The sequence below is a fragment of the Arthrobacter phoenicis genome, from assembly GCF_047238215.1.
In the GTDB taxonomy this organism is placed as follows: Bacteria; Actinomycetota; Actinomycetes; order Actinomycetales; family Micrococcaceae; genus Arthrobacter.
Genome location: NZ_JBDFMK010000001.1, coordinates 1,002,252 through 1,025,774, shown reverse-complemented (window position 1 = coordinate 1,025,774; position 23,523 = coordinate 1,002,252). Strand labels below are relative to the sequence as shown.

22 protein-coding genes and 1 tRNA gene are annotated in these 23,523 nt (G+C 68.8%); 13 read left to right on the top strand and 10 right to left on the bottom strand.

Annotated elements, in window-relative coordinates; translation table 11 throughout:
* Positions 1-74 precede the first annotated feature (74 nt).
* Genes ABC337_RS04575 through ABC337_RS04560 form a run of 4 tightly spaced genes read left to right on the top strand, consistent with a single transcriptional unit; the run spans position 75 to position 6,018 of the window.
* Positions 75-1,736 carry an ABC transporter permease subunit gene (locus ABC337_RS04575; RefSeq protein ID WP_412882172.1) on the top strand — a complete coding sequence of 554 codons (1,662 nt, stop codon included), beginning with the start codon at positions 75-77 and terminating at the stop codon, positions 1,734-1,736.
* Positions 1,733-2,731, top strand: coding sequence for a sugar ABC transporter permease (locus tag ABC337_RS04570; protein ID WP_412882173.1), 999 nt, complete (start codon positions 1,733-1,735; stop codon positions 2,729-2,731). Before ABC337_RS04575 ends, ABC337_RS04570 begins: the two co-directional genes overlap by 4 nt.
* A gap of 1 nt (position 2,732) precedes the next feature.
* Positions 2,733-4,601, top strand: coding sequence for a glycoside hydrolase family 13 protein (locus tag ABC337_RS04565; protein WP_412882174.1), 1,869 nt, complete (start codon positions 2,733-2,735; stop codon positions 4,599-4,601).
* Between the two features lie 46 nt (positions 4,602-4,647).
* Positions 4,648-6,018 (top strand): FAD-binding oxidoreductase, encoded by a 1,371-nt coding sequence (locus tag ABC337_RS04560; RefSeq protein WP_412882175.1) that lies wholly within the window; start codon positions 4,648-4,650, stop codon positions 6,016-6,018.
* 90 nt (positions 6,019-6,108) lie between these two features.
* On the opposite strand, the gene ABC337_RS04555 is transcribed toward ABC337_RS04560, so the two are convergent.
* A complete protein-coding gene (locus tag ABC337_RS04555; protein WP_412883217.1) occupies positions 6,109-7,524 on the bottom strand; it encodes a DUF4032 domain-containing protein in 1,416 nt (471 codons plus the stop codon).
* A gap of 120 nt (positions 7,525-7,644) precedes the next feature.
* The gene (locus ABC337_RS04550) at positions 7,645-8,727 is read right to left on the bottom strand and encodes an ABC transporter ATP-binding protein (RefSeq protein WP_412882176.1); all 1,083 of its coding nucleotides are present in this window, start codon (positions 8,725-8,727) and stop codon (positions 7,645-7,647) included.
* 247 nt (positions 8,728-8,974) lie between these two features.
* On the opposite strand from ABC337_RS04550, the gene ABC337_RS04545 reads away from it, so the two are divergent.
* Complete coding sequence (locus ABC337_RS04545) at positions 8,975-9,385, top strand: VOC family protein (protein WP_412882177.1); 411 nt, start codon at positions 8,975-8,977, stop codon at positions 9,383-9,385.
* A 70-nt stretch (positions 9,386-9,455) separates the two neighbouring features.
* Here ABC337_RS04545 and otsB read toward each other — a convergent pair whose 3' ends face one another.
* Both otsB and ABC337_RS04535 read right to left on the bottom strand, forming a co-directional pair.
* Entirely contained in the window at positions 9,456-10,262 is an 807-nt protein-coding gene (otsB, locus tag ABC337_RS04540; RefSeq protein ID WP_412882178.1) for a trehalose-phosphatase, read from the bottom strand.
* Positions 10,252-11,661: an alpha,alpha-trehalose-phosphate synthase (UDP-forming) gene (locus ABC337_RS04535; RefSeq protein WP_412883218.1), complete on the bottom strand. Its 1,410-nt coding sequence runs from the start codon at positions 11,659-11,661 to the stop codon at positions 10,252-10,254. The genes otsB and ABC337_RS04535 overlap by 11 nt, the downstream gene beginning before the upstream one ends.
* Before the next feature lie 294 nt (positions 11,662-11,955).
* Here ABC337_RS04535 and ABC337_RS04530 point away from each other — a divergent pair, with 294 nt between their 5' ends.
* Together ABC337_RS04530 and ABC337_RS04525 are read left to right on the top strand one after the other, a co-directional pair.
* Positions 11,956-12,846: a DsbA family protein gene (locus ABC337_RS04530; protein WP_412882179.1), complete on the top strand. Its 891-nt coding sequence runs from the start codon at positions 11,956-11,958 to the stop codon at positions 12,844-12,846.
* A gap of 156 nt (positions 12,847-13,002) precedes the next feature.
* Positions 13,003-13,076, top strand: a tRNA-Thr gene (locus ABC337_RS04525).
* 62 nt (positions 13,077-13,138) lie between these two features.
* Here the strand turns inward: ABC337_RS04525 and ABC337_RS04520 are convergent.
* Genes ABC337_RS04520 through ABC337_RS04510 form a run of 3 tightly spaced genes read right to left on the bottom strand, consistent with a single transcriptional unit; the run spans position 13,139 to position 15,293 of the window.
* The gene (locus tag ABC337_RS04520) at positions 13,139-13,702 is read right to left on the bottom strand and encodes a hypothetical protein (protein WP_412882180.1); all 564 of its coding nucleotides are present in this window, start codon (positions 13,700-13,702) and stop codon (positions 13,139-13,141) included.
* Between the two features lie 17 nt (positions 13,703-13,719).
* The gene (locus tag ABC337_RS04515) at positions 13,720-14,472 is read right to left on the bottom strand and encodes a FadR/GntR family transcriptional regulator (protein ID WP_412882181.1); all 753 of its coding nucleotides are present in this window, start codon (positions 14,470-14,472) and stop codon (positions 13,720-13,722) included.
* Positions 14,469-15,293 (bottom strand): IclR family transcriptional regulator, encoded by an 825-nt coding sequence (locus ABC337_RS04510; RefSeq protein WP_412882182.1) that lies wholly within the window; start codon positions 15,291-15,293, stop codon positions 14,469-14,471. Before ABC337_RS04510 ends, ABC337_RS04515 begins: the two co-directional genes overlap by 4 nt.
* Before the next feature lie 253 nt (positions 15,294-15,546).
* Between ABC337_RS04510 and ABC337_RS04505 the strand changes: the two genes are divergently transcribed.
* From ABC337_RS04505 to ABC337_RS04480, 6 genes are all read left to right on the top strand, one after another.
* Positions 15,547-16,869, top strand: coding sequence for an MFS transporter (locus ABC337_RS04505; protein WP_412882183.1), 1,323 nt, complete (start codon positions 15,547-15,549; stop codon positions 16,867-16,869).
* Positions 16,866-18,164 carry a CaiB/BaiF CoA transferase family protein gene (locus ABC337_RS04500; protein ID WP_412882184.1) on the top strand — a complete coding sequence of 433 codons (1,299 nt, stop codon included), beginning with the start codon at positions 16,866-16,868 and terminating at the stop codon, positions 18,162-18,164. The genes ABC337_RS04505 and ABC337_RS04500 overlap by 4 nt, the downstream gene beginning before the upstream one ends.
* The gene (locus ABC337_RS04495) at positions 18,161-18,946 is read left to right on the top strand and encodes an enoyl-CoA hydratase/isomerase family protein (protein ID WP_412882185.1); all 786 of its coding nucleotides are present in this window, start codon (positions 18,161-18,163) and stop codon (positions 18,944-18,946) included. Before ABC337_RS04500 ends, ABC337_RS04495 begins: the two co-directional genes overlap by 4 nt.
* Before the next feature lie 85 nt (positions 18,947-19,031).
* Entirely contained in the window at positions 19,032-19,520 is a 489-nt protein-coding gene (locus ABC337_RS04490; protein WP_412882186.1) for a GyrI-like domain-containing protein, read from the top strand.
* A gap of 165 nt (positions 19,521-19,685) precedes the next feature.
* Positions 19,686-19,988 (top strand): DUF4193 domain-containing protein, encoded by a 303-nt coding sequence (locus ABC337_RS04485; protein WP_056741192.1) that lies wholly within the window; start codon positions 19,686-19,688, stop codon positions 19,986-19,988.
* A 254-nt stretch (positions 19,989-20,242) separates the two neighbouring features.
* Positions 20,243-20,803: an AMIN-like domain-containing (lipo)protein gene (locus tag ABC337_RS04480; protein ID WP_459562703.1), complete on the top strand. Its 561-nt coding sequence runs from the start codon at positions 20,243-20,245 to the stop codon at positions 20,801-20,803.
* A gap of 26 nt (positions 20,804-20,829) precedes the next feature.
* Here ABC337_RS04480 and fliW read toward each other — a convergent pair whose 3' ends face one another.
* Genes fliW through flgK form a run of 3 tightly spaced genes read right to left on the bottom strand, consistent with a single transcriptional unit; the run spans position 20,830 to position 23,514 of the window.
* Entirely contained in the window at positions 20,830-21,219 is a 390-nt protein-coding gene (fliW, locus tag ABC337_RS04475; RefSeq protein ID WP_412882188.1) for a flagellar assembly protein FliW, read from the bottom strand.
* A complete protein-coding gene (gene flgL / locus ABC337_RS04470) occupies positions 21,216-22,103 on the bottom strand; it encodes a flagellar hook-associated protein FlgL (protein WP_412882189.1) in 888 nt (295 codons plus the stop codon). The genes fliW and flgL overlap by 4 nt, the downstream gene beginning before the upstream one ends.
* A gap of 4 nt (positions 22,104-22,107) precedes the next feature.
* On the bottom strand, positions 22,108-23,514 hold the full coding sequence (gene flgK, locus ABC337_RS04465; RefSeq protein WP_412882190.1) for a flagellar hook-associated protein FlgK: 1,407 nt from the start codon (positions 23,512-23,514) through the stop codon (positions 22,108-22,110).
* Positions 23,515-23,523 lie beyond the last annotated feature (9 nt).

The window sequence follows — 23,523 nt, the reverse complement described above, 5'->3', positions numbered from 1 at the left end:
AGCTCCGGGCCGGGCGGCACCACACCGCCCGGCCCGTTCCTGCATCACCTGCTTCTCCCAAGGACTGAAGAGCCATGCCAGATACAGAACTCCGCGAGGGCACCGACCCCGCCGCCGCACCGCCAACCCCGGGCGCGGGATCCCGCACGGGCAAGCGCACGGGACGGCAGGCCGGGTCAGCCCGCCGCCGCACCTCCCCGGACGGGACCAAGGGCATCATCGCCAAGATCGTCCTGCTGGGCCTGGTCGACGCCCTGGCTGTCTTCGTCCTGACCATGCTGTTCCTCAGCCATTCCTGGACCGTCCTGGTGGTCTCCGCCGTCGTGGTCCTGGCGATCAACTGGATCTACCTGCGCAAGGGCGGCCTCCCGGCCAAATACCTGGCCCCCGGCGTCCTGTTCCTGCTCATCTTCCAGGTCTTCGTGGTGGTCTTCAGCGGCTACATCGCCTTCACCAACTACGGCGACGGGCACAACAGCACCAAGGATGACGCGATCTCCGCGATCCAGCTCACCGCCCAGAAACGCGTTCCTGACTCTCCGGCCTACAAGACCTCGGTCCTGGCTAAGGGCGATTCGTTCTACCTGCTCTTCACCGACCCGGCCGGCAAGGTCTCCCTCGGCAGCACGGACAAGCCCCTCGAGGACGCCGCCGGCGCGGTCAAGGACTCCACCGGCAAGGCCAAGTCCCTGGACGGCTACCAGACCCTGAACTTCCAGGAGATCGTCGCCAACCAGCAGAAGATCCTGGCCCTGACCGTTCCCGTCTCCGCCGACCCGGCCGACGGAACCCTGCGCACCGCGGACGGCAGCAACGCCTACCAGTTCAAGCCCTCGCTGAAATACGACGCCGGAGCGGACACCTTCACGGACACGGACAGCGGCGCCGTCTACCGCGACAACGGGAAGGGCGCCTTCGCCGCTGCCGACGGTCAGACGCTCTCCACCGGCTGGAAGATCGACGTCGGCTTCGAAAACTTCTCCCGCGCCTTCACCGACCCGAGCCTGCGCGGCCCGCTCGTGGGCGTCATCCTCTGGACCTTCACCTTCGCCATCGCCTCCGTGGCGCTGACCTTCGCGCTGGGCCTGTTCCTGGCGATCGCCTTCAACCGCGAGGACCTCAAGGGCAAGAGGGTCTACCGGATCCTGATGATCCTGCCCTACGCGTTCCCCGCCTTCCTCACCGGCCTGGTCTGGTCCGGCATCCTCAACCCGGAGTTCGGCTGGCTGAACCAGACGCTCCTGGGCGGCGCCCACATCGGCTGGCTGACGGACCCCGTGCTGGCCAAGATCAGCGTCCTGGTGGTCAACCTCTGGCTCGGCTACCCGTACATGTTCCTGGTCTGCACCGGTGCGCTGCAGTCCCTGCCCACCGAACTGGACGAAGCCGCCCGGATGGACGGCGCCAGCGCCTGGCGGGTGTTCCGCTCGATCAAGCTGCCGCTGCTGCTGGTCTCGATCGCCCCGCTGCTGATCTCGTCCTTTGCCTTCAACTTCAACAACTTCAACGTCATCTTCATGCTCACCGGCGGCGGGCCGCGCTTCGCGGACACCACCCGGGACATCGGCGCCACGGACATCCTGATCACCCTGGTCTACAAGGTGGCCTTCGGGCAGGGCACCGGCCGCGACTACGGACTGGCTAGTGCCCTGGCCATCATTATCTTCATCATCGTGGCCACCGTATCGGCCATCAGCTTCAAGCAGACCAAGGCACTCGAGGACGTGAACTCATGAACGGGCCAGCACCGCGCACCGCATCGTCGGCGACCCCGACGGACCAGGCCACCGGGACGACGGCGGAGCCGGCAACGGGGGAGGGCGCCCGGGCCACCGCCGCCGACGTCGAACGCCTCAAGTCCCTGCACCGCCGCCGCCCCTTCGGCGTCTGGTTCGCGGACAAGGGCTGGCGGCACCTGGTGGGTATCGCCGTGACCATCTTCGCGGTCTTCCCGCTGCTCTACGTGCTCTCCGCCGCGCTGAACTCCACCGGCACCCTGGTGGGATCCAACGCCCTGTTCAGCAAGATCGATTTTGGCAACTTCACCGCCCTGTTCAACATCCCGTCCCGGCCCTTCGCCCGCTGGTTCCTGAACACGCTGGTGGTCGGCGGCATCACCTCCGCGGCCACCGTCTTCCTCGGCGCCATGGCGGCCTACGCGTTCTCCCGGATGCGCTTCACCGGCCGCCGGGTGGGGCTGCTCAGCCTGCTGCTGCTGCAGATGTTCCCGCAGCTGCTCGCCGTCGTCGCGATCTTCCTGCTCCTCAGCGGCATCTCCGAGGTCATCCCGGCCCTGGGCCTGGGCAGCCAGCTGGGCTTGATCATGGTCTACCTGGGCGGCGCCCTGGGCGTGAACACCTACCTGATGTACGGGTTCTTCAACACCGTGCCGCAGTCCCTGGACGAGGCGGCCAAGATCGACGGCGCCAGCCACACCCAGATCTTCTTCGGCATCATCATGCGCCTGGTCACCCCGATCCTGGCCGTCGTGGGGCTCCTGACCTACATCGCCATCTCCGGCGAGTTCGTCATCGCCTCTGTCGTGCTGACCGACCCGGACAGCCAGACCCTCGCCGTCGGCCTCTACTCCTTCGTTGCCCAGCAGCGCTCGGAGAACTGGGGCGTCTTCGCCGCCGGCGCCGTGATCTCCGCCCTGCCGGTCATGGCCCTGTTCCTCTACCTGCAGCGCTACATCGTCAGTGGCCTCACGGCCGGCTCGGTCAAGGGCTAGGGTGTCCGGCGCCGCTGCCGCCGGGCTCCTGCCGCACCACGACGGCTCCGCGCTCCACGCCCCGGACGGCGTGGAGCGCGGCGGCCCCGTCGGCCTGCGGCTCCGGATCCCCGCAGGGTGGGGCCAGGCGTCCCGCGTCTGGCTCCGCTCCCTGCACGACGGGGAACCCCGCTACGATCCCTGCGTCCTCCTCGGGAGCGCCGACGGGTGGACGTGGTGGGAGGCGGCGACGACGGCCACCAACCCCGTCCTCCGCTACCGGTTCCTGATCGAGGCCGGCGGCCGGAACTGGCAGCTTAACGCCCAGGGCCTCTCCGGCCGGGACGTCTCCGACTACGCCGACTTCCGGCTGGGCACCTACCCGGCCGGGCCGGACTGGCTGCGGACCGGGACCATGTACCAGATCTTCCCGGACCGCTTCGCCCGCTCCGCCCAGGCGGACACGCACCCGGCACCGGACTGGGCTGTCCCCGCGGACTGGCACACCACCCCGGTGGAAGGCGCCTCCGCGGTGACGCCCTACCAGTTCTACGGCGGCGACCTGCCCGGCATCACCGAACGGCTGGACCACATCCAGGCGCTCGGGGCGGACATCATCTACCTCACCCCGTTCTTCCCGGCCCGCTCCAACCACCGCTACGACGCCGCCACCTTCGCCACCGTGGACCCGCTCCTCGGCGGAGACCGGGCGCTGGTGGACCTCGTGGAGGCGGCGCACGCCCGGGGCCTCAAGGTAATGGGTGACCTCACCGCCAACCACTCCGGCGACGCCCATGAATGGTTCCGGAACGCCCTGTCCGGCCCGGACGCGCCGGAGGCCGGCTACTACTACTTCTCCCCGGACCACGGCAGCTACGAGGCCTGGTACGGCGTGCCCTCCCTGCCGAAGCTCAACTGGTCCTCGGAAGCGCTGCGCGATGCGTTCGTCCGTGACGAGGACTCGCCGGTAGCCCGCTGGCTCCGGCCGCCGTTCAACCTGGACGGCTGGCGGATCGACGTCGGCAACATGACCGGACGGCTCGGCGCCACGGACCTCAACCAGGACGTGGCCCGGCTGATCGCGGACCGGGTCCGCGGCATCAACCCGGACGCGGCGCTGCTGGCCGAGTCGACCAACGACGCGGCCCCGGACTTCAGCGGCGAGCACTGGCACGGCGCCATGACCTACTCGAACTTCACCCGCCCGCTCTGGGCCTGGCTGGCCGGCGACGCCGAGCACGTGAACTTCTTCGGCACCCCGCTGCCCGGGCCCGGCCGGATCGACGCCGCCGAATTCCTCGCCACCCACCAGGACCTGGCGGCCGCGTTCAGCTGGGACGTCCGCCGGCAGAACATGAACGCGCTGAACAGCCACGACACCGCCCGCGCCGCCACCGCCATGGTCGACGGCGGCCAGCAGCTGGGTGCGGTGCTGATGTTCACACTGCCCGGCGTGCCGGTGCTTTTCGCCGGCGACGAATTCGGCCTTACCGGGGACAACGGCGAATTCTCCCGGACTCCCATGCCCTGGGAGCGCCCCGACCGGGTCCGCCGCGACCTCCGTGGCCTTTACGCCGCACTGTCAGGGCTGCGCCGGGACCAGCCGGCGCTCACCGCGGGCGGAATCCGCTGGCTCCACGCCGACGGGGACGTACTGGCCTTCCTGCGGGAAACCGCCGGTGCGACAGTGCTGGTGGCCGTCACCCGGGCCGCCGCCGACGCGGCGCTCGACCGCGCCCTGCTGACCGCCGCACAGTGGGAGGGCCTGGGCGGCGCACCCGCGCTCGCCGTCGGGGATCTGGCGTTTGATGTCGCCGGGGCACGGCTGCGCTCCGCAGGCCCGGCCGCGGCCGTCTGGCTACTGCCGGGGGTAACCGTCCCGGACGCCTAGACTGGGTCCGACACAGAGCGGGTTCAACGGCGAACGGGAGCAGGACATGCGCGGCATCATTGGGGATCTGACGGCGGCCCTGGGGACGGACAAGGTCGTGACGGAGGATCCGGCGCTCGCCGCCTATGCCGTGGACCAGGCACCCGTCCTGGACTACCAGCTGCCGCAGGCCGTGGTCTTCGCCGAGTCCGTCGAGGACGTGCAGGCCGTGGTCCGGGCCTGCGCCGCCCGCCGGGTTCCGCTCGTGGCCCGCGGCGCCGGCACCGGCGTCTCCGGCGGAGCACACGCCAGTGAGGGCTGCGTGGTCCTCGGCCTGGAGAAGATGAACCGCATCCTGGACCTCAACCCCGATGACGAGACCGCCGTCGTCGAACCCGGCGTCGTCAACGCCGACCTCAACGCGGCCGCCGCCGTGCACGGCCTCATGTACGCCCCTGACCCTGCCAGTTACCGCAGCTCCACGATCGGCGGCAACGTCGCCACCAACGCCGGGGGCCTGCGCTGCGCCAAGTACGGGGTCACGCGGGACTCGGTGCTGGCCCTCGACGTCGTCCTGGCCGATGGAACCCTGATCCACACCGGACATCAGACCTTCAAGGGCGTGGCCGGTTACGACCTGACCGGCCTGTTTGTCGGCTCCGAGGGGACGCTCGGGATCGTCGTCGGGATCACCGTCCGGCTGAAGTACCTCCCGCGCGAGGTGCACACCATCGCCGCGTTCTACCCGGACTTCCGCAGCGCCGCGGCCGGGGTGCTGGCCGTGGGCAAGGCCCGGGTGCAGCCTGCCATCATGGAACTGCTGGACAGCGGCACCCTCGCCCAGCTCGACGCCATGCACGGCTCCACCCTCTCGGCCCGGGGCGCCTCGCTGCTGCTGCTCCAGACGGACGGTTTCGGCGCTGCCGCCGAGGCCGCCGCCATTCGGCCGCTGCTGGCCGCGGGCGGCGCGGTGGTGACCATGGAGGCGGACGCGGAAGCGGAGGCTCTGGTGGAGCTGCGCCGGCACAGCCGCGGCGCCGAGGTTGACGACGAGTACCGGGTGGGCGAGGACGTCGCCGTCCCGCGCTCCCGGCTGGTGGATTACGTGGCCGAACTCGAGGCGATGGCGGCCCGGCACGAGGTCCAGCTGAAGGTGGTGGCGCACGCCGGGGACGGCAACCTGCACCCCACGTTCTGGGTGGACCGGGACGGGGACGGCGTGGACCCGGGCGCGATGGAACGCCTGGGCGCCGCGCTGGACGAGTCGGTGACCGTGGCCCTCGCGATGGGCGGCACCATCACGGGCGAGCACGGTGTGGGCCAGTACAAGCTGCGCTGGCTGGGCCTGGAGCAGAAGGAACCGGTCCGCGGGTTGCAACACCGGATCAAGGAACTCTTCGACCCGGCCGGGATCCTCAATCCCGGCAAGGCCATCTAAGCGACGGCCGACCCAACTGACTCGCAGCCATGGCCGTTTTGGCGGCTGAAAACAGCCGTAACTGCGAGTCAGTTGGGGGTGGGGGAGGGATCAGTCGTCGGCGTCCGGGTACTCGTCTTCCTCGGTCTCGTCCTCGTCGTAGCGGGACTCCTCGGTCTCGACCTCAAGGATCTTGAGCAGTTCGGTATCCGGGTTCAGCATGATCGCGGCCTCGTCGCGCCGGTGCCGCAGCTCGGAATCGATGTAGGACTGCACAGCCTCGGCCAGTGGGATGTGCCGGTTCTCCTTCTCGGACATGTACCAGCGGTGCTCGAGGATCTCGTGGACGGCCTCCGCCGGTTCGAGTTTCCCGGACAGGTCGCGGGGGATGGCGCGGACGATCGGCTCGAAGATCTGGCTGACCCAGAGGTGGGCGCTGTACTCCTCATCCATGCCGGGGTTGTTGTCCGCGCGGAACGAGTCCATGTCGTTCAGCAGCCGCCGGGCTTGGTTCTCCTGGGCGTCCAGGCCGGTGAGCCGCAGCAGCCGGCGCTGGTGGTGACCGGCGTCGACCACCTTGGGCTGGAGCTGGATGGTGGAACCGTTCTGGGTGGTCTTGATCGCGTATTCCTCGACGTCGAAGCCGAGTTCGTTGAGCCGCCGGATGCGTGCGGCCACCCGCCAGCGCTCGCCGACCTCGAAGGATTCCTTCTCCGTCAGCTCGGTCCAGAGCCTGCGGTAGCTCTCCATGATCAGCTCGCTGGTGGCCACCGGGTCCACCTTCTCCTCGATCAGACCGCCGTCGAGCAGGTCCATCAGCTCCCCGGCGATGTTGACCCGGGCGATTTCCAGGTCGTACTCGCGCTGGCCGGTGGACAGGTCCGGGTACAGCTCGCCGGTCTCGGCGTCCACCAGGTAGGCGGCGAAGGCGCCCGCGTCGCGGCGGAACAGGGTGTTCGAGAGGGACACGTCGCCCCAGTAGAAGCCGATCAGGTGCAGGCGGACCAGCAGCAGGGCCTGCGCGTCGATCAGGCGGGTCAGGGTGTCCTTGCGCAGCATCTGCGAGAACAGGGCGCGGTAGGGCATGGAGAACTTCAGGTGCCGGGTCACCAGCACGGGGTTCAGGGGCTTGCCGTCCGGAGTGGTGCGGCCGGTGATGACCGCCACGGGCTCCACGCAGGGGACATCCAGCCGGGCCAGCTTGCGGAGCATGTGGTACTCGTGCCGGGCGATGTGCTCGGAGGTTTCCTTGATGGCGATGACCGAGCCGCCCAGGTGCGCGAACCGGACGATGTGCCGGGAGATACCGCGGGGGAGGGCGGCCAGGTACTCGGCGGGCCAGTCTTCGAGGGCGATGTGCCAGGGCAGGTCCAGCAGTTCCGGCTCGGTGGCGGCCGCGGTGATGCTCAGGGAGCTGGAGATCGCCTTGTCGTCATTGGCGCTCGCGGGCACGTACCGGGGCAGCTTGCCGATCTGGCCGTAGTCGGTGGGTTCGTCGTGCCACTGGGCACCGTTGTCCTCGCTCATGCGGTTCTCCTCGGTCATGGGGCAATTCTCCCGCACCCGGCGGCGGCGCGCCTAACCACGGGGCGGTTAACGGCCGACGGCGGCCCTCCCGCAGGAGGACCGCCGTCGGTTAAGACCGAGTCAGTCGCCGAGGCGCAGGCCGGTCTTGGTGTCGAACAGGTGCACGTGGCCGGACTGCGGGCGGACCCAGATGGTCTCACCCTTCATCGGCGGGCGGCGGCCGTCGACGCGGGCGACGATGTCGTGGTCCTTGCCGTCGAGCGTGGTGTGACCGTAGACGTAGGCGTCGGCGCCGAGTTCCTCGACGACGTCGACCTCAACCTGCAGGCCCTCGCCCTGGCCGGCGGTCTCCAGGTCCTCGGGACGGGTGCCGAGGGTGACGGTGGAGCCGGAGGCATCCTCGAGGACGTCGCGCGGCACCGGGTAAACGGTTCCGCCGAACTGGACGCCGCCGTCGACGACGGGCAGTTCCAGCAGGTTCATGGCGGGGGAGCCGATGAAGCCGGCGACGAAGACGTTCTTCGGCTTGTCGTAGAGGTTGCGCGGGGTGTCCACCTGCATCAGCAGGCCGTCCTTGAGCACGGCCACGCGGTCGCCCATGGTCATGGCCTCGACCTGGTCGTGGGTGACGTAGACGGTGGTGACGCCCAAGCGGCGGGTCAGCGACGCGATCTGGGTGCGGGTCTGGACGCGGAGCTTGGCGTCGAGGTTGGAGAGCGGTTCGTCCATCAGGAAGACCTGCGGGTTACGGACGATCGCGCGGCCCATGGCGACGCGCTGGCGCTGGCCGCCGGAGAGGGCCTTCGGCTTGCGGTCCAGGTACGGCTCGAGGTCCAGCAGCTTGGCGGCTTCGCGGACGCGCTCGGCCCGCTCTTCCTTGCTGACGCCGGCGATCTTGAGGGCGAAGCCCATGTTGTCCGCGACGGTCATGTGCGGGTACAGGGCGTAGTTCTGGAACACCATCGCGATGTCGCGGTCCTTGGGCGGCATGTCGGTGACGTCACGGTCACCGATCAGGATGCGGCCGGAGTTGACGTCTTCCAGGCCTGCGAGCATGCGCAGGGAGGTGGACTTGCCGCAGCCGGAGGGGCCGACGAGAACCAGGAATTCGCCGTCGGCGATTTCGATGTTCAGCTTGTCGACCGCGGGCTTTTCGGTGCCCGGGTAGAGCCGCGTTGCGTTGTCAAAAGTAACTGTTGCCACAGTTTTCAATCCCTTCACCGGCAGGTACGTGCCGGACGATCCGTTGTGAATGGTCTTTTTATTCAGTTGTGAGTCTTGCGCCTGCTCCCCGGCCGAAGCCGAGGAGCAGCCAGCGACGCCGCACGGTAGCTGTGCGCCACACCACATAAAGAGTATGTCAGATGGATCGAGAATGGGGGAAAAGGTTACGGATGTCACTGGTGATCCCTGCCACCCGGTGCCGTGCGGGCCTGTGTAGGCTGTGCGCATGACGGCCCTCCAGATCTACGTGAGTTTCCCCGGTACCGCGCGTGAGGCCCTCGGGTTCTACGCCGATGTCTTTGGCGGTGACCTGGCCCTGTTCACCTATGAGCAGTTCAACCGCACCGACGGGCCCGCCCAGGCGATCGCCCACGGCGAGCTGCGGGGGGACGTGCGCCTGGCGGGCTCCGACGCGGCAGAGGGCGAAGCCACGGTCCGGTGCGAGGGCCTGATGCTCTCGCTGCTGGGGACGGCCGAGCCGGCGGTCCTGCACCGGTGGTTCGACCGGCTGGCCGACGGCGGACGCGTGGTGGACCCGCTGGGCCCGAAACCCTGGGGCGCCTCCGACGGCCAGGTGGTGGACCGGCATGGACTGCACTGGCTGATCGGCTATGAACCGGAGTCCTCCCCCAACTGACTGGCAGGTAAGGCCGTTATGGGCGCTCAAAACGGCCTGATCTGCCAGTCAGTTGGGGCGCCGGCATTGCCTAGCTGCCGACCGCGGCCTTCCGCTCGCGCAGCAGCGCCTCCAGCAGTTCTGACACGTGCGGCGGGGCTTCCACCCGGAACTCCGCCTGGGTGAAGTCCAGGCCCACCTTGACGCCCAGGTCGCCTGAAACCAAGCTGCGCAGGGCGTCCTCGTCCGTGGTGTCGTCCCCGGCGAAGACCACTGCTGTCGCGCCCGTGGCCTGCCGCAGGAAGGACACCGCCTCGCCCTTGGAGGCGTGGACCACGGAGGTCTCCAGGACCCGGTTGCCGGTCTTCACGAAAACCCCGGCGCGGTCCTTCAGTGCGGACTTCGCCGCGGCCACGGCGTCCTCGGCCACGTCGTCCGCGGCCAGGCGGGTGTGCAGCACGACGCCGGCCGGCTTCTCCTCGAGCAGGGTGCCGGGTGCCACGTGGACGATCTCCTCCAGGACGGCCCGCACGTCGGCGAGGAGCCGGCGCTGGTCCTCGTCGAGCTGAAGCTCGGCCGAGCCCGGACCCATCCAGATTTCCGCGCCGTGGCTGCCGATCAGCAGGGTCTTCTCCGGCGGGGACGCGACCGAACGCAGGCTGTCCAGCGCACGGCCGGAAATCAGCGCCGTCGTGGTTCGAGGCAGGTCGGCCAGGGCAGCGAACGCGGCGGCCGAGCGGGGAAGGGCGCGGGAGTCCTCCGCGTGATCCACCAGCGGGGCCATGGTGCCATCGAAGTCCATGGCCACCAGCAGTTCCTCGGTGCCGGCGATCCGCCGCACGGCGGCCAGCAGTTCCGGCGTCAGTGAGAGCTTGGGGGTGTTGGCCTCAGGAGTCATCACGCACCACCTTTTCCTGCAGGGCCTTCAGGAAGTCCGCGGACCAGAGATCGACGTCGTTGGTCAGGATTTGCCGACGCATGGCCCTCATCCGGCGGGCGGCCTCGGCGGGCTCCATGTTCACGGCCCGCATGATGGTGTCCTTGAGCCCGTCGATGTCGTGCGGGTTCATCAGCAGCGCCTGCTTCAGCTGGTCCGCGGCGCCGGCGAACTCGCTAAGCACCAGCGCGCCGTCGTTGTTGGTGCGGGCCGTGACGTATTCCTTGGCGACGAGGTTCATGCCGTCGCGCAGGGCCGTTACCAGCATGACATCCGCGGCCAGGTACAGCGCCACCATCTCCTCGATGGGGTAGCTGTGGTGAAGGTAGCGGACCGCGGTGTTCTGCATGGTGTCGTAGGTGCCGTTGATGTGACCGACCGTGCCCTCGACCTCCTCGCGCAGCAGCCGGTACTGCTCCACCCGCTCCCGGCTGGGGCTGGCCACCTGGATCAGGGACGCGTCCTCGACCGTGACTTTGCCGTCCTCGAGGAGTTCCTCATAGGCCTTGAGCCGGTGCCGGATGCCCTTGGTGTAATCCAGCCGGTCCACGCCCAGCAGGATGGTCTTGGGGTTGCCGAGGTCGCGGCGGATCTGCTTGGCCCGCTCGATGACCTCCGGCTTCTGCGCCAGCTCGCTGATCTGTTTCACATCGATGGAGATGGGGAAGGCCTGGGCCCGCGCGATGTGGGTGGTTTCGCCGTCGGCGCCCTTGACGTGCACCTGCTGCTGCTTGACGCTGGCGCCGAGGAACCGGCGGGCGGAGCGCATGAAGTTGCCGGCGTCGCTGCTGCGCTGGAAGCCGATCAGGTCCGCGCCCAGCAGGCCGTCGATGATCGCGCGGCGCCAGGGCAACTGGGCGAAGATCTCCGGCGGCGGGAACGGGATGTGGTTGAAGAAGCCGATCTTCAGGTCCGGGCGTTGCTCCCGGAGCATCCGGGGGACCAGCTGCAGCTGGTAGTCCTGCACCCAAACCGTGGCGCCCTCGGCGGCGTGCCGGATGACGGCGTCGGCGAACCGCTTGTTGACCTTCCGGTACGTGTCCCACCAGGCGCGGTGGAACTCGGGCGGGGCGATTACGTCGTGGTAGAGCGGCCAGAGGGTCGCGTTGGAGAAGCCCTCGTAATACAGTTCGACGTCGCGGGTGCTCAGCTGCACCGGGATCAGGTCGATGCCGCCATGGCTGAACGGTTCGAGGTGCTCGTCCGGGGCGCCGTGCCAGCCCACCCAGGCGCCGTCGGTCTTGGTCATCATCGGCGCCAGCGCCGTGACCAGGCCGCCGGGGGAGCGGCGCCAGCCGTCCTCGCAGCCGGGCTCGTCCGGGGAGCAACGGTCCACCGGCATGCGGTTGGACACGACCATGAAATCGAAACGGTCGACGTCGTCCGTCCCGCCCTGGCGCCCTCCCCCCGCGGGCTGCTCGTCCGCTTGGTGTGCTGCGTGCTCGGTGCGCTGCTCGCGCTCGGTTGCTTGCATTAGTGCCCCCTGGGGTCGCTTGTGGCTTGTGTTCACCCTATCGGGGCGGAATCTTCCGGGCTATTCGTCCGTTGGGCACACGGGAAGAAACTTGAAAGCGCAAGCTCCCCAGCTTTCTCACCTAAAATGATGACCGTGCCACCCGCTGGCGCAGTCCAGGCCGATCGACACGAGGAACCAATGAGCCCCGCAAACGAACCCCGTCAGTCCAAAGCTGAGCGCACCGCCGCGGCCCGCGAGAAGGCCCGTGAGATCCGTGAGGCCCAGCTGAAGAAGGACAAGCGCAACAAGCTGCTCATTGGCTGGGGCATCGTCGCCGCCGTCGTCGCCATCATCGTGGTGGTGGCCCTCGTGGTGACCTCCAACATCAAGAACAACGCTCCCGTGGCCGATTCCGGGCCCACCCCGGCCAACGGCAACGTCCACGGCGGCGTGACCCTGCTGGCCAACACGGAGGTGGCGAAGACTGACGCCGCCACGGTCAAGCTCTCCGATGTTCCCGCAGCCCCCGCCACCCCGCCGGCGGACATCAAGGCGCCCGGCGCCGAGGCCGAGGCCGGCAAGCCGGTCAAGGTGGTCCTCTACATCGACTTCATCTGCCCGGTCTGCAAGAACTTCGAAGCGCAGTACAACGACACCCTGACCAAGCTTCGCAACGACGGCAAGATCACGGTCGAGTACCGTCCGCTGGGCTTCTTGGACACCCGCTCCACCACCAACTACTCCTCCCGCGCCGCCGCCGCCGCGGCCTGCGTGGTGAACGAGTCGCCGGAGAAGTACGCGGCGTTCGTGGATGCGCTGTTCGCCAAGCAGCCTGCGGAAGGTTCCGCGGGCCTGTCCGACAACGAGCTGAAGAAGCTGGCCACGGATACCGGGGCCAAGAGCATCGACAAGTGCGTGGATGACAAGACCTACCGGCCGTACGTGAAGTACACGACCCAGGAAGCCGCGGCCATCGGGGTCACCGGTACGCCGACCGTCTTCGTCGAGGGCAAGCAGTGGGGCAAGGGCGACAGCGCCAACACCCCGTTCGACCAGTACCTGCAGGCAGCGGTGGACGCCAAGAAGTAACCACCACTTCCGCTGGTGCGGCCCGGTCCCGGATTCCTCCGGGGCCGGGCCGCTTTCGTATGGCGGGGCGCATTTTTTACCGCCGGGCATCGGTGGGCTACCCTTATCTAGCCGTTGTCCTCCCGCGCTTTCCGCCGGATGCGACGACGGCGGATTGCCTCCTTAGCTCAGTTGGCCAGAGCACCGCTCTTGTAAAGCGGGGGTCGTCGGTTCGAATCCGACAGGGGGCCCAGCGAAACCCCTCCGTTCCGGCGATTGTGCCCGGAACGGAGGGGTTCTTTTTTAGCCGGGCTCAGGGTCCGGTGATCCGGATGCCGGCCACCGCTCCGGTCCACGGGCCGGTGGGATTTTTTCGGGTCAACTGAACGCTCACGGGGCCAGGCAGGAGGCTCACCGTCCGGGAGGTTGGGGCGGCGCAGTCCACATTGATGGAGGTGGGGCCGGCGGGTGTCTCGTCCTGGAAGATCAAGATCTGCGCGGCATCGACCCCGACGCAGGCGGCCGTGACCTGGTAGTCGCCAGCAGTTTTTACCCGCCCCGCCTTACTGAAGCCGACGCCGTTGCCGTCCGCCGGACCGGAATCGGTGAGCGCCACGGGCCCCGTCGGCCCGGCGAGCAGCCTCTCCAGTTCGGCCTCGTTCCGCTGCTGCGCGGCCAGGACATCCGGTGGTGGGCCGGCGGGGATGGTGCGGCCCGCCCTGGGGATGGCCGCCGACGTCGCTGTGGCAGGCGGCCGCTCACCGCCGTCGTCCTCGTAGGTGCAGCCGGCCAGCGATCCGGCCGCCACGCACAGCAGCACGGCCCCGGTCAGCACAGCACCGGGCCGGATGGTCTTCGTTCCCCCACGACGTGACATGGGGCCGAGTCTAACCGCTACGCGCCGGGGGAGGCCTGCCGCGGGGACACTTCCTGGGCCCGCTCGTAGAACCACTCGATGTGCTCGCGCAGCAGCCGGGCCGCGCGCTCGCCGTCCTGGTCCCGGACGGCGTCGTAGATCCCGTGGTGCTGGGCACGCAGGACCGCGAGGACCTCCGGCCAGGACTCCATTGCGTCCATGGCGCCCTTGACGTAGTCCACGATCGCGCCGCTGAGCGACTCCATCATGGTGGCGACCACCGTGTTGCCGGCCAGGGAGCTGAGCGCGACGTGGAACCGGGCGTCGAGTTCGTGGAAGGTGGGCCGGTCCAGCTCCGGATCGTCCATGGCTTCCAGGAGCTGGGCCGCCTGCTCCAGACCCGCATCGCCCTCGTCGCGGGGCCGGGTGGCGGCGGCCTGCGCCGACCAGGTCTCCAGCAGGATGCGGGTCTGCACGATGTCCTCCACCGGCAGCCGGTTGCTGGCCACGTGCAGCCGGAGGGCCGAGGACAGGCCGGCAGACGGGTTTGAAATGACGATCGCCCCGGAGGTGGGTCCGGACCCGACCGAGCTGCGCAGCACGCCCATCGCGTCCAGGATGCGGATGGCCTCCCGCACCGAGGCGCGGGAGATCCCGTAGTTCTCGGCCAGGGTCCGCTCGCCGGGCAGCCGGTCGCCGAGCTTGATCTTCCCGGACCGCAGGTCCGCCTCGATGTCCTGCAGCAGCGCGTCATAGGTACGACGGCGGGGTGCGGCGTCGGCAACGGTCACGGATGGTTCCCTTCGATGGCGAATGCTGGCGTTGAGTCCCGGTAGCCCAAGGCGGCGCTGGCTTCCCGGGCGGCGCGGGCCACCATCGGGCCCAGCCGCGGGACATCCGCCTCGCTGACCCGCTGGGTCGGGAAGCCCAGGCCGAGGACGGCCGCGAGCTGCCCGTCGTAGCGGAAGACGGGAGCGCTGATGGACCCGACGTCGCTGTTGCGTTCCCCGAACGCGGCGAAGAAGCCCTGCTCGCGGGCCTGCTCCGCCTGCGCGTCGAGCTGCTCCCAGCTGATCGGAGTGACATCGGTGAACCGGGTCAGCTCGGTGTCCTTGAGGGCCTCCCGCGCTCCCGGGTCGAAGGCCAGGAAGATCTTGCCCGGCGCACCGGCATGGATCGGCATCACCTGGCCCACCAGGAAGGGCCGCATCACGACGTGCAGGGTCTCTGCCACGGCAACCACGGTGCGGAACTGCCCGTCCCGCATGTAGACGCAGGCAGTCTCCCCGCTGTCGTCACGGAGCTGCTGGATGATCGGGTGCAGCAGCCGGACCACGTCTAGGCCCAGGGTGCCCGGCGCGGCCCACTGGACCAGCCGCAGGCCGATCCGGTAGCGGTCGCCGTCGCGGTCCAGGAAACCCTCGCGGACCATGTTCTGCACCAGCCGCTGGCAGGTACTCGCCGGCAAGCCGGTGGCCCGTGCGATCTGCTGCAGCGTCGGTTCCGGTGCATCGATCGAGAAGCAGTTCAGGATGTCGCTGACCTTGCCCAGCACAAGGATGGGGGTCGTCCGGTCACTCTGCTCTTTTGCCGCCGCGTTGCCAGCTGCCACCTGCCACCGTCTTTCTCTACGGGTGTCCATCATAGCCAGCGGGTCCGGGTGTCCCTGCGGATTCCCCGCCCCGCGAGCGTCGGCTAAACCTCCGTGTTTCCATTGACAGCTCCACACTAAACCCGCAATATGGGTTGCGAAACCATATTGTGGGTTTTGCGTCGAGGGGAGAGGGCCAAGAGCCCGCGTCCGCCCGGCAAGGCCTCCATCCAAGCAAGGGCATTGGGCCCAGCCGCGTCATAACAACGGAGTGATGATGACAGTTCAGGCAGTAACCCGAGAGCAGGCCGCACGGCGTGCAACCGTCGCCAGCGTCGTGGGCACCACCATCGAGTGGTACGACTTTTTCCTCTACGGGACGGCGGCGGCGCTGGTCTTCCCCCAGCTGTTCTTCCCCGGCCAGAACGCCTTCGCCGGTGTTCTCTTCGCCTTCGGCACCCAGTTCGTGGGCTTCGTGGCCCGCCCCGTCGGCGCCGCGATCTTCGGCCACTACGGTGACCGGATCGGCCGCAAGACCACCCTCATGGTCACCCTCTTCCTGATGGCCTTCGGCACCGTGCTGATCGGCTTCCTGCCCACCTACCAGGCCATCGGCGTCGCCGCCCCGATCCTGCTGACCCTGCTCCGGATCATCCAGGGCATCGGCGTCGGCGGCGAATGGGGCGGCTCCGTGCTGCTCAGCATGGAATGGGGCCACCAGCAGCGCCGCGGCTTCTCCGCCAGCTGGCCGCAGATCGGCGTGCCGCTCGGCCTGGTGCTCTCCACCGGCGTCGTCCGGATCACCTCCGGCATCACCGGCACCGAGGGCTTTGCCTCCTTCGGCTGGCGTATCCCGTTCATCATCAGCATCCTGCTGATCGGCGTAGGCCTCTTCGTCCGGATGCGCGTGATCGAGAGCCCCGAATTCGAAGCCATCCGCAAGTCCAACAAGGTCGTCCGCAACCCCCTGCTGGAGGTCATCAAGCGTCAGCCGAAGGAAATCCTCCTCTCGGCCCTGGTCCGCATGTCCGAGCAGGCACCGTTCTACCTCTTCATCACCTTCGTGATCACCTACGCCGTCAAGCACCTGCAGCTCAACAGCAACTCGATCCTGGACGACACCTTGATCGCCGCCGCGCTGGGCCTGGTCAGCGTCCCGTTCTTCGGCTGGCTCTCGGACCGCTTCGGCCGGCGCAAGGTCTACGGCGTGGGCATTGTGCTGACCGCCATCTTCGCCTTCCCGTACTTCGCCCTCCTGGACACCCGGGAACCCTTCATCGTGGGCGTCGCGATCGTGGTCAGCCTGATCCTGCACGACATCCAGTACGGTCCGCAGGCTGCACTGATCGCGGAGAGCTTCGACGCCGACATCCGCTACACCGGCGCCGGCCTGGGCTACCAGCTGGCCAGCGTGGTGGCCGGCGGTCCCGCGCCGCTGATCGCCGCGGCCCTGCTGGCCCAGTACGGGAACTCGACGGCGATCGCGCTGTACATCATCGGCTGCTGCGCCGTCGCCATGGTGGCCCTGATCTTCCTGCCCAAGGCCGGCCACCGCTTCCAGGCCAGCGCCGCCACCAAGACGGAAGCCACGGTATGAGCCTGACAGACACCGCACCCCGCCAAGAGGCAACGAACGAGGCCGGGGCGGCAGCCCCGCAGACGGCAGGGCCGCAGACGGCGGCCCGGCCGGAGACCACGGACGCCACCGGCCCGCTGAAGGACCTGCTGGTCCTGGACCTGAGCCGGATCCTGTCCGGACCGTTCGCCACCATGACCCTTGCGGACCTGGGCGCCGACGTCATCAAGATCGAACAGCCAGGCTCCGGCGACGACACCCGCCAGTGGGGCCCTCCGTTCCAGGGCGAGGAAGCCGCGTACTTCCTGTCCGTGAACCGGAACAAGCGCAGCCTCGCCGTCGACCTCAAGTCCCCCGAGGGACTCGAGGTGGTCCGGGAGCTCGCCCGCCGCGCCGACATCGTGGTGGAGAACTTCCGGCCCGGCACCGCCGCCCGCCTGGGCCTGGGCTACGAGGAGCTGTCCAAGGACAACCCCGGCCTGGTCTACGCCTCCATCAGCGGCTACGGCCAGACCGGTCCGGACGCGCTCCGGCCCGGCTACGACGCGATCGCCCAGGCCCGCAGCGGCATCATGAGCGTCACCGGCGAGACCGATGGGCCGCCCGTTCGGGTCGGCGTCAGCAGCGCGGACCTGGTCGCCGGGATGTGGGCAACCATCGGCGTCCTGGCCGCCCTGCACGAGAAGCAGCGCACCGGTCAGGGCCAGTGGGTGGACATCAGCCTGCTTGACGGGTCCGTCTCCTGGCTGACCTACGTCTCCAGCGGCTACTTCGCCAGCGGCGAGGTTCCGCGCCGCTACGGCTCGGCCCACCCCACGATCGCCCCCTACCAGGCGTTCGCCACCGCGGACGGCTTCGTCATGGTCGCCGTCGGCAACGACGGACTCTGGCGGCGCTTCGCTCAGGAACTCGGGGACGCGGCGCTCGCCGCAGATCCGCGGTACGCGAGCAATCCGTCCCGCGTCGCCCACCGGGAGGAGCTCATTCCCGCGATCGAGGCCATCATGCGGACCCGCACCACGGAGGACTGGGTGCTCGCCCTGGACGAGGCGGGCGTCCCGGTGGGTCCGATCCAGACGGTGGACCAGGCGCTTGTTGACCCCCAGGTCCTGGCCCGGGGCATGGTGGCCGAGCTGGACCACCCGACGGCCGGACCCATGAAGGTGGTGGGTTGCCCGGTGCGGCTGACCCGGACGCCCGCCTCGGTGCGTACCGCGCCGCCGGTCCTGGGCCAGGACACGGACCAGGTGCTGGCGTCGCTGGGCCTGGACACGGACCGGATCCAGGCCCTGCACAGCAGCGGCGCGGTGCAGTGACGGCCGCGGTGGGGCACGCCCCGGGGATCCGGCTGGATATCGACGACGACGGCGTCGCCCGCCTTGAGGTGGGCATCGGTGAACGCTTCAACGCCCTCGACTCGGACCAGTGGCGGGCGCTCGCGGCCGAGGCCCGGGCGCTCGCCGCGGACCCCGCCGTCCGTGCCGTGGTGATCCGGGGCGCCGGCGGGACCTTCTGCTCCGGCTCCGACCTGCGCGAATGGCAGGACGCCAGCGGGGACCAGGTGACCGGCGCCTTCGGTGCCATCGAGGAGGCGCTTCAGGCCGTGGAGGCCATCCCGGTGCCGACCGTGGCCCTGGTGCAGGGTGTCGCCACGGGCGCGGGCTGCCAGCTGGCGCTCGCCTGCGACCTGCAGGTGCTGGAGGAGACGGCGCGGATCGGGATGCCCATCGCCCGGCTGGGGATGCTGATCCCGCCCACCTTTGCCAACCGGATGTCCCTGCGGATTGGGCCGTCCCGGACCAAGGATCTGCTCTTCGGCGGCCGGATCCTCTCCGCCGCCGAGGCCTACGCGATGGGATTCGTCAGCACCCTGGTGGGCCCCGGCCGTGGTCCTGCGGCGGTGGCGGGGCTGACGGAACAGTGGGCCGGCCTGTCGCTGGCCTCGCTGCGGGCGTCCAAGGCGGCGGTCAACCAAGGACTGGCCCCGGTGGAACAGCCGGCGAAGGCGTTGCCGCTGGGTCCGGCCGCGGATCCGGTGGAGTTCCGGGCACGGGTAAGCCGGTTCCTGCACCGCAACCGCCGTCCCGCCGCGTCCTAGGGGCGCAGGGGAGTTGCCGGCGGGGGACCGACCTGGGGTCCAACCGGCACTTGACCGGAACCGGGGGCGCGGGGAGGGTGGCCGTATGAACGAACACCAGCCCCACGCCGCCCCGGAGATCACCGTCAGCGACCGGCAGGAGCAGCCCACCGCGGTCATCCACGAAACCGTGCCGATGGCGGACCTGCGGGACTTCTTCGACCGGGCCTACCGGTCCGTCATGACCGCGGTCCAGCAACAAAACGTCCAGCTGGCGGGCCCGCCGTTCGCGCTGTACCGGGGGATGCCCACCGACGTCGTCGACGTCGAAGCCGGCTTCCCCCTGGCCGGCCCCTACCCGGGAGGGGGTGACGGCGCCGTCGTCGCCGGAACCCTGCCCGGCGGCAGGGCGCTGGAGGCGACGCATGTCGGCCCCTACGACACCCTGCCGCAGACCTACGGCGCCGTCATGGCCAGGATGCAGGCGGACGGGCTCACCCCGGGGGAGGCCATGTGGGAGTACTACCTCACCGACCCGGCCGCGGAGCCGGACCCCGCCACCTGGAAAACGCTGGTGGTCTGGCCGGTCGCCTGAGCCGGGCAGGCAGAATAAAACCGACATTTTCCGCGCCACCACGGGGATTTTTTGCCTAAGATGTCGCCTTGCGCACACTATTCTTCAACTTCTGCGATGATGCCCTAAACTGCTTCACTGAGGTGCCTGAAATGGCGCTATGCAGCAACGAAAGTGAATCCCGTTATGGCTACCGATTACGACGCCCCACGCAAGACAGAAGAAGAATCTCCCGCTGAATCGCTGGAGGCCCTTCAGGCGTCCCGTGGCGGCGGCGCCCAGACTGCTGTTATCGATGTCGACGAGAACGACACCGCCGAGGGCATCGACCTTCCCGGCGCCGATCTTTCCGGCGAAGAACTGACCGTGATCGTCGTTCCCGAACAGTCCGACGAATTCACCTGCTCTTCCTGCTTCCTGGTCCGTCACCGGTCCCAGGTCGCCAAGGAAAAGAACGGCCTGAAGTACTGCCGCGACTGCGAGGGCTAAACAGCCTTCCCATCGGGCCGGAATCACGGCCCGAATCTATATTTACCGCTTGAGCGCCCGGCGCCGACTCCCATGGGGAGCGGCGCTGGGCGCTTTTGTGTGCCGCTTTTCTACTCCGGCGTTACCTGCGGTTGATGACGGGTCACGGTTGATGGACCGTCGGACCTTGGGCCCTCCCCGCCAGGCGGCAGCAGGCCTAAGCTGAAGGAATCCGGAGGAAGCATGGGATCCGGGTGGCTTGAGGGGTGGCAGTGATGACTCGTTTCCGTTCACAGAAACCTGCAGGCTGGCTGATGGCCTTGCTGCTCGCGGCCGGGCTGCTGTTGGCGGCTCCGGGGGCCGCCGTCGCAGCGCCCTATTGCGGGCAGGTGTGGGGCTCGCTGGCCAAGTCCGATCCGGCGATGGGCCGGGCGCCGGTGACGAACGTCCGGACGGGGCAGCACTACTGCTTCGACCGTCTGGTGGTGGATCTCAAGGGGCCGGCGGGCGGCTACACCGTGCGGTACGTCCCGCAGGTGGCCCAGGAAGGGTCCGGGTTGCCCGTGCCGCTGCGCGGCCAGGCGTTCCTGCAGATCACGGTTAATTCACCGGCCTACGACGACGCCGGGCAGGCCACGTATTCGCCGGCCAACAAGAACGAACTGACGGACGTCACCGGATACCGGACGTTCCGCCAGGTCGCCTGGGCTGGCAGTTTCGAGGGGTACAGCACCCTGGGACTCGGGGTGCGGGCCCGGCTGCCATTCCGGGTGTTCACACTGCCCGGCCCTGACACGGGTTCACGGCTGGTGATCGACGTCGGCCACTACTGGTAGGCGCTAAGCCGGGCCGGTTACGGCTTTTAGGCGGCGCCGAGGACGGCCCGGAGCGGATACTCCCTGCCGTCCAACACCAACTGGGTGCACTTACGGGCGGTCTCGTTCAGCACGATCGGCGCCATCAGGTTCACCGTGGTGCCCTCGGGGGAGTGGTTGACCACTACGAGCAGCCGGGGCGCCTCACCGTCGGAGAGCTCCAGGGCTTCCAGCGCGGGGCGCGGGAGGCGGGGGCTGTAGTCCGGAACGAAAACGGCGGCGTCGGCCAGGAACAGCCGGACGGGCGCGGACTCCGATTCGAGGGCGAAGAGGCCCGGGGCGCTGTCGATGCTGCGGAGCGCGAAGTCGTGGACGGCTTCCAGCCCCGGCATGGGGGCGGTGAAGGTCACGGGGGTGCTGCTCAGGACGGAGTTCATCGCAGGAAGTCCATCAGCGTGGGCTGCAGGACCCGCGCCGTGGCGGCCAGGGCCACCTGGTAGTTGGTTTCCTGGAGCTTCAGGTCCATGATCACGCTGCCGAGGTCAGCTTTTTCAATCCCGGTCCGCTGGGCGTCCAAGGAAGCCTCCATTCCTGTGTTGACGGTGCCGGCGCGGTCCAGTTGCGCCTGGCGCGCTCCAACGTCGGCGCGTCCGTTGACGATTTTCTTGTAGGCGTCGTCGATCTCGCTCACCCGTGGCAGGGTGTCGGCGCCGTTGCGCAGGTCCGTAGCCAGTTTATTGACAGTATCGAAGACCGAGCCGGTACCGCTGCCGAAGATCGTGCCGCCGTCGGCGTCCACCCGCACGGTCTGCGTCTCGCTGATGCGCCGTTCCACTGGGCTCGTCCCGGCGGCGACGAACGTCGGCGGCATTGCGCCGTCAAAGGGCATTGCCTTATCTGAATTGCCCGCGAAGATGTTGCGGCCGAGGTGTTTGGAATTGGCAACGTTGATGAGGTCCTGGTTCAGCGAGTCCAGTTCGTTGGCAATCGCGTCCTTGCCGGACTGCGGCAGCGTGCCGTTGCCGGCCTGGACGGTGAGGTCCTTGATCCGCTGCATCACGTTGCCGGCCTGCTGCAGGGCGGAGTCGGCCGCCGACAACCAGGTATTTCCGTCGTCGATGTTCCGGCCGTACTGGGCATTCGCAGCCTGCAGCGCGCGGGTGGCCAGCGCCTGCGCGGTGGCGGCGGGGTCGTCCGAGGGGCGCGAGATTTTGTTGAGCGTGCTCGCCTTGTCCTGCAGGTCGGCCAGCTTGGACTGCTGCGTCTGCAGGGTCCGCTGCGCCGCCGCGGTCATAGTCAGGTTTGTAACCCGGTTCAGCATGGTTCTACCTTCCTACCAGGCCGGTGCGGTTGATCAGGACGTCAAGGGCTTCGTCGACGGCGGTCATGACGCGTGCCGCCGCCTGGTAGGCGTGCTGGTTGGTGAGCAGGTTGACGTTTTCCTCGTCCAGGCTGACGGAGGTCTGGGATGCCCGGCCTGTCACCGCGGAGGCCTGGGTTGCTGCGGCGAGGTCTTCGCGTTGCTGGGCTCCCCGGGATTGCACCCCGATGCCGGTGACGATGCCGGACCAGAGCTTATCCGGGGATGTGGAGCCGGTGCCCAGCTGGGCCATGGCGTCGGCGACGCTGGTGTCGAACGCGCCGGAGCTTGACTTGCCGAGGGCCACTGCGGAGGTGGAGGCCGGTCCCTTGATACCGAGCGCGGCCGAGGGGCCGGTGATGGTGAAGAAGTCCGTGCCCGTGGTGCCGCTTCCCGTGGTGCCGGTCTGGTGGACAGCGTTGACGGCCGTGGCCAACGCCGTGGCGAGCCCGTTGTAGGAGGCGGCTGCCTCCGCGATTGCGCCTCCGTTGCCGCCGGCGGCCGGGGCAAGTACCGAGAGCGCCCCGGCGATTTCCCCACCATCTATTGAAGCGACGCCATCCGGGTTCTTCCAGAGCAGCTGCACGGGCGCGCCGAGGGCGTCCGTGGACTGCCCGGACAAGGCCAGAGGACGGACGGAGGTGCCCATGACCAGGGCGTTCCCACCGATGTGGACATCCACGGTGCCGTCCGGCTGCTCCCGGACGGTGCCGCCGGCCAGGCGGGCAATGGTTTCGGTGAGCTTTGCGCGGGCGTCGATCAGTTCGTTGGCTGTCCCGCCGGCGGCGACCGTGGAGCGGATGGTCGCGTTATAGGCCGCCACCTGGCTGGCGGCAGCATTGACAGCGTCCACGGTGTCGGAGGCCTTGGCGCGGACGCTGCTCCACTGAGCCTGCAGGGCCTGGTAGCCGGTCGAAATTTTGTCAGTGAGCGAGTTGGCAGCAGTCAGCAGCAGACCCTTGGGCCCGTCGTCGTCCGGCTGCCTGGCGGCTCCCTGCCAGGCGGCCCAAAAACCCTGCAGGGCTGTGGAGATGCCATTGTCTCCGGGCTCCTGGAGCACGCCTTCAATTCCCTGGAGTGCGGCGGAGCGGGTGCTGGCGTAACCGGCCTGTGCGCTGGCGGAGCGGACGCCGGCGTCCAGGCTGGTGTTGCCAAGCCTGGCGATGGAGTCGACGGAGACCCCCTGGCCCACCTCCGGGCGGCCCGAGCCGTTGAGGCCCTGGGCGGGCGCGGCGATGGCGGACTGCTCGACCCGCTGCCGGGTGTAGCCATCGGTCGCGGCGTTGGCGATGTTCTGGCCGGCCACCGTCATGGCCTGCTGTGCGGCAGTCAGCCCGCGATAGGCGGTATTCAGGGCGCCGAAGGTACTCATGGTCGCTTC

Bases quoted from the DNA above. Each gene is read 5' to 3' on its own strand.
- ABC337_RS04575 (WP_412882172.1), top strand. From the start codon at position 75: ATGCCAGATACAGAACTCCGCGAGGGCACCGACCCCGCCGCCGCACCG.
- ABC337_RS04570 (WP_412882173.1), top strand. From the start codon at position 1,733: ATGAACGGGCCAGCACCGCGCACCGCATCGTCGGCGACCCCGACGGAC.
- otsB (WP_412882178.1), bottom strand. From the start codon at position 10,262: ATGACTCCTGAGGCCAACACCCCCAAGCTCTCACTGACGCCGGAACTG.
- ABC337_RS04535 (WP_412883218.1), bottom strand. From the start codon at position 11,661: ATGGTCGTGTCCAACCGCATGCCGGTGGACCGTTGCTCCCCGGACGAG.
- ABC337_RS04520 (WP_412882180.1), bottom strand. From the start codon at position 13,702: ATGTCACGTCGTGGGGGAACGAAGACCATCCGGCCCGGTGCTGTGCTG.
- ABC337_RS04480 (WP_459562703.1), top strand. From the start codon at position 20,243: ATGACTCGTTTCCGTTCACAGAAACCTGCAGGCTGGCTGATGGCCTTG.
- fliW (WP_412882188.1), bottom strand. From the start codon at position 21,219: ATGAACTCCGTCCTGAGCAGCACCCCCGTGACCTTCACCGCCCCCATG.
- flgK (WP_412882190.1), bottom strand. From the start codon at position 23,514: ATGAGTACCTTCGGCGCCCTGAATACCGCCTATCGCGGGCTGACTGCC.
- ABC337_RS04500 (WP_412882184.1), top strand. From the start codon at position 16,866: ATGAGCCTGACAGACACCGCACCCCGCCAAGAGGCAACGAACGAGGCC.
- ABC337_RS04490 (WP_412882186.1), top strand. From the start codon at position 19,032: ATGAACGAACACCAGCCCCACGCCGCCCCGGAGATCACCGTCAGCGAC.
- ABC337_RS04485 (WP_056741192.1), top strand. From the start codon at position 19,686: ATGGCTACCGATTACGACGCCCCACGCAAGACAGAAGAAGAATCTCCC.
- ABC337_RS04560 (WP_412882175.1), top strand. From the start codon at position 4,648: ATGCGCGGCATCATTGGGGATCTGACGGCGGCCCTGGGGACGGACAAG.
- ABC337_RS04555 (WP_412883217.1), bottom strand. From the start codon at position 7,524: ATGAGCGAGGACAACGGTGCCCAGTGGCACGACGAACCCACCGACTAC.
- ABC337_RS04530 (WP_412882179.1), top strand. From the start codon at position 11,956: ATGAGCCCCGCAAACGAACCCCGTCAGTCCAAAGCTGAGCGCACCGCC.
- ABC337_RS04505 (WP_412882183.1), top strand. From the start codon at position 15,547: ATGATGACAGTTCAGGCAGTAACCCGAGAGCAGGCCGCACGGCGTGCA.
- flgL (WP_412882189.1), bottom strand. From the start codon at position 22,103: ATGCTGAACCGGGTTACAAACCTGACTATGACCGCGGCGGCGCAGCGG.
- ABC337_RS04545 (WP_412882177.1), top strand. From the start codon at position 8,975: ATGACGGCCCTCCAGATCTACGTGAGTTTCCCCGGTACCGCGCGTGAG.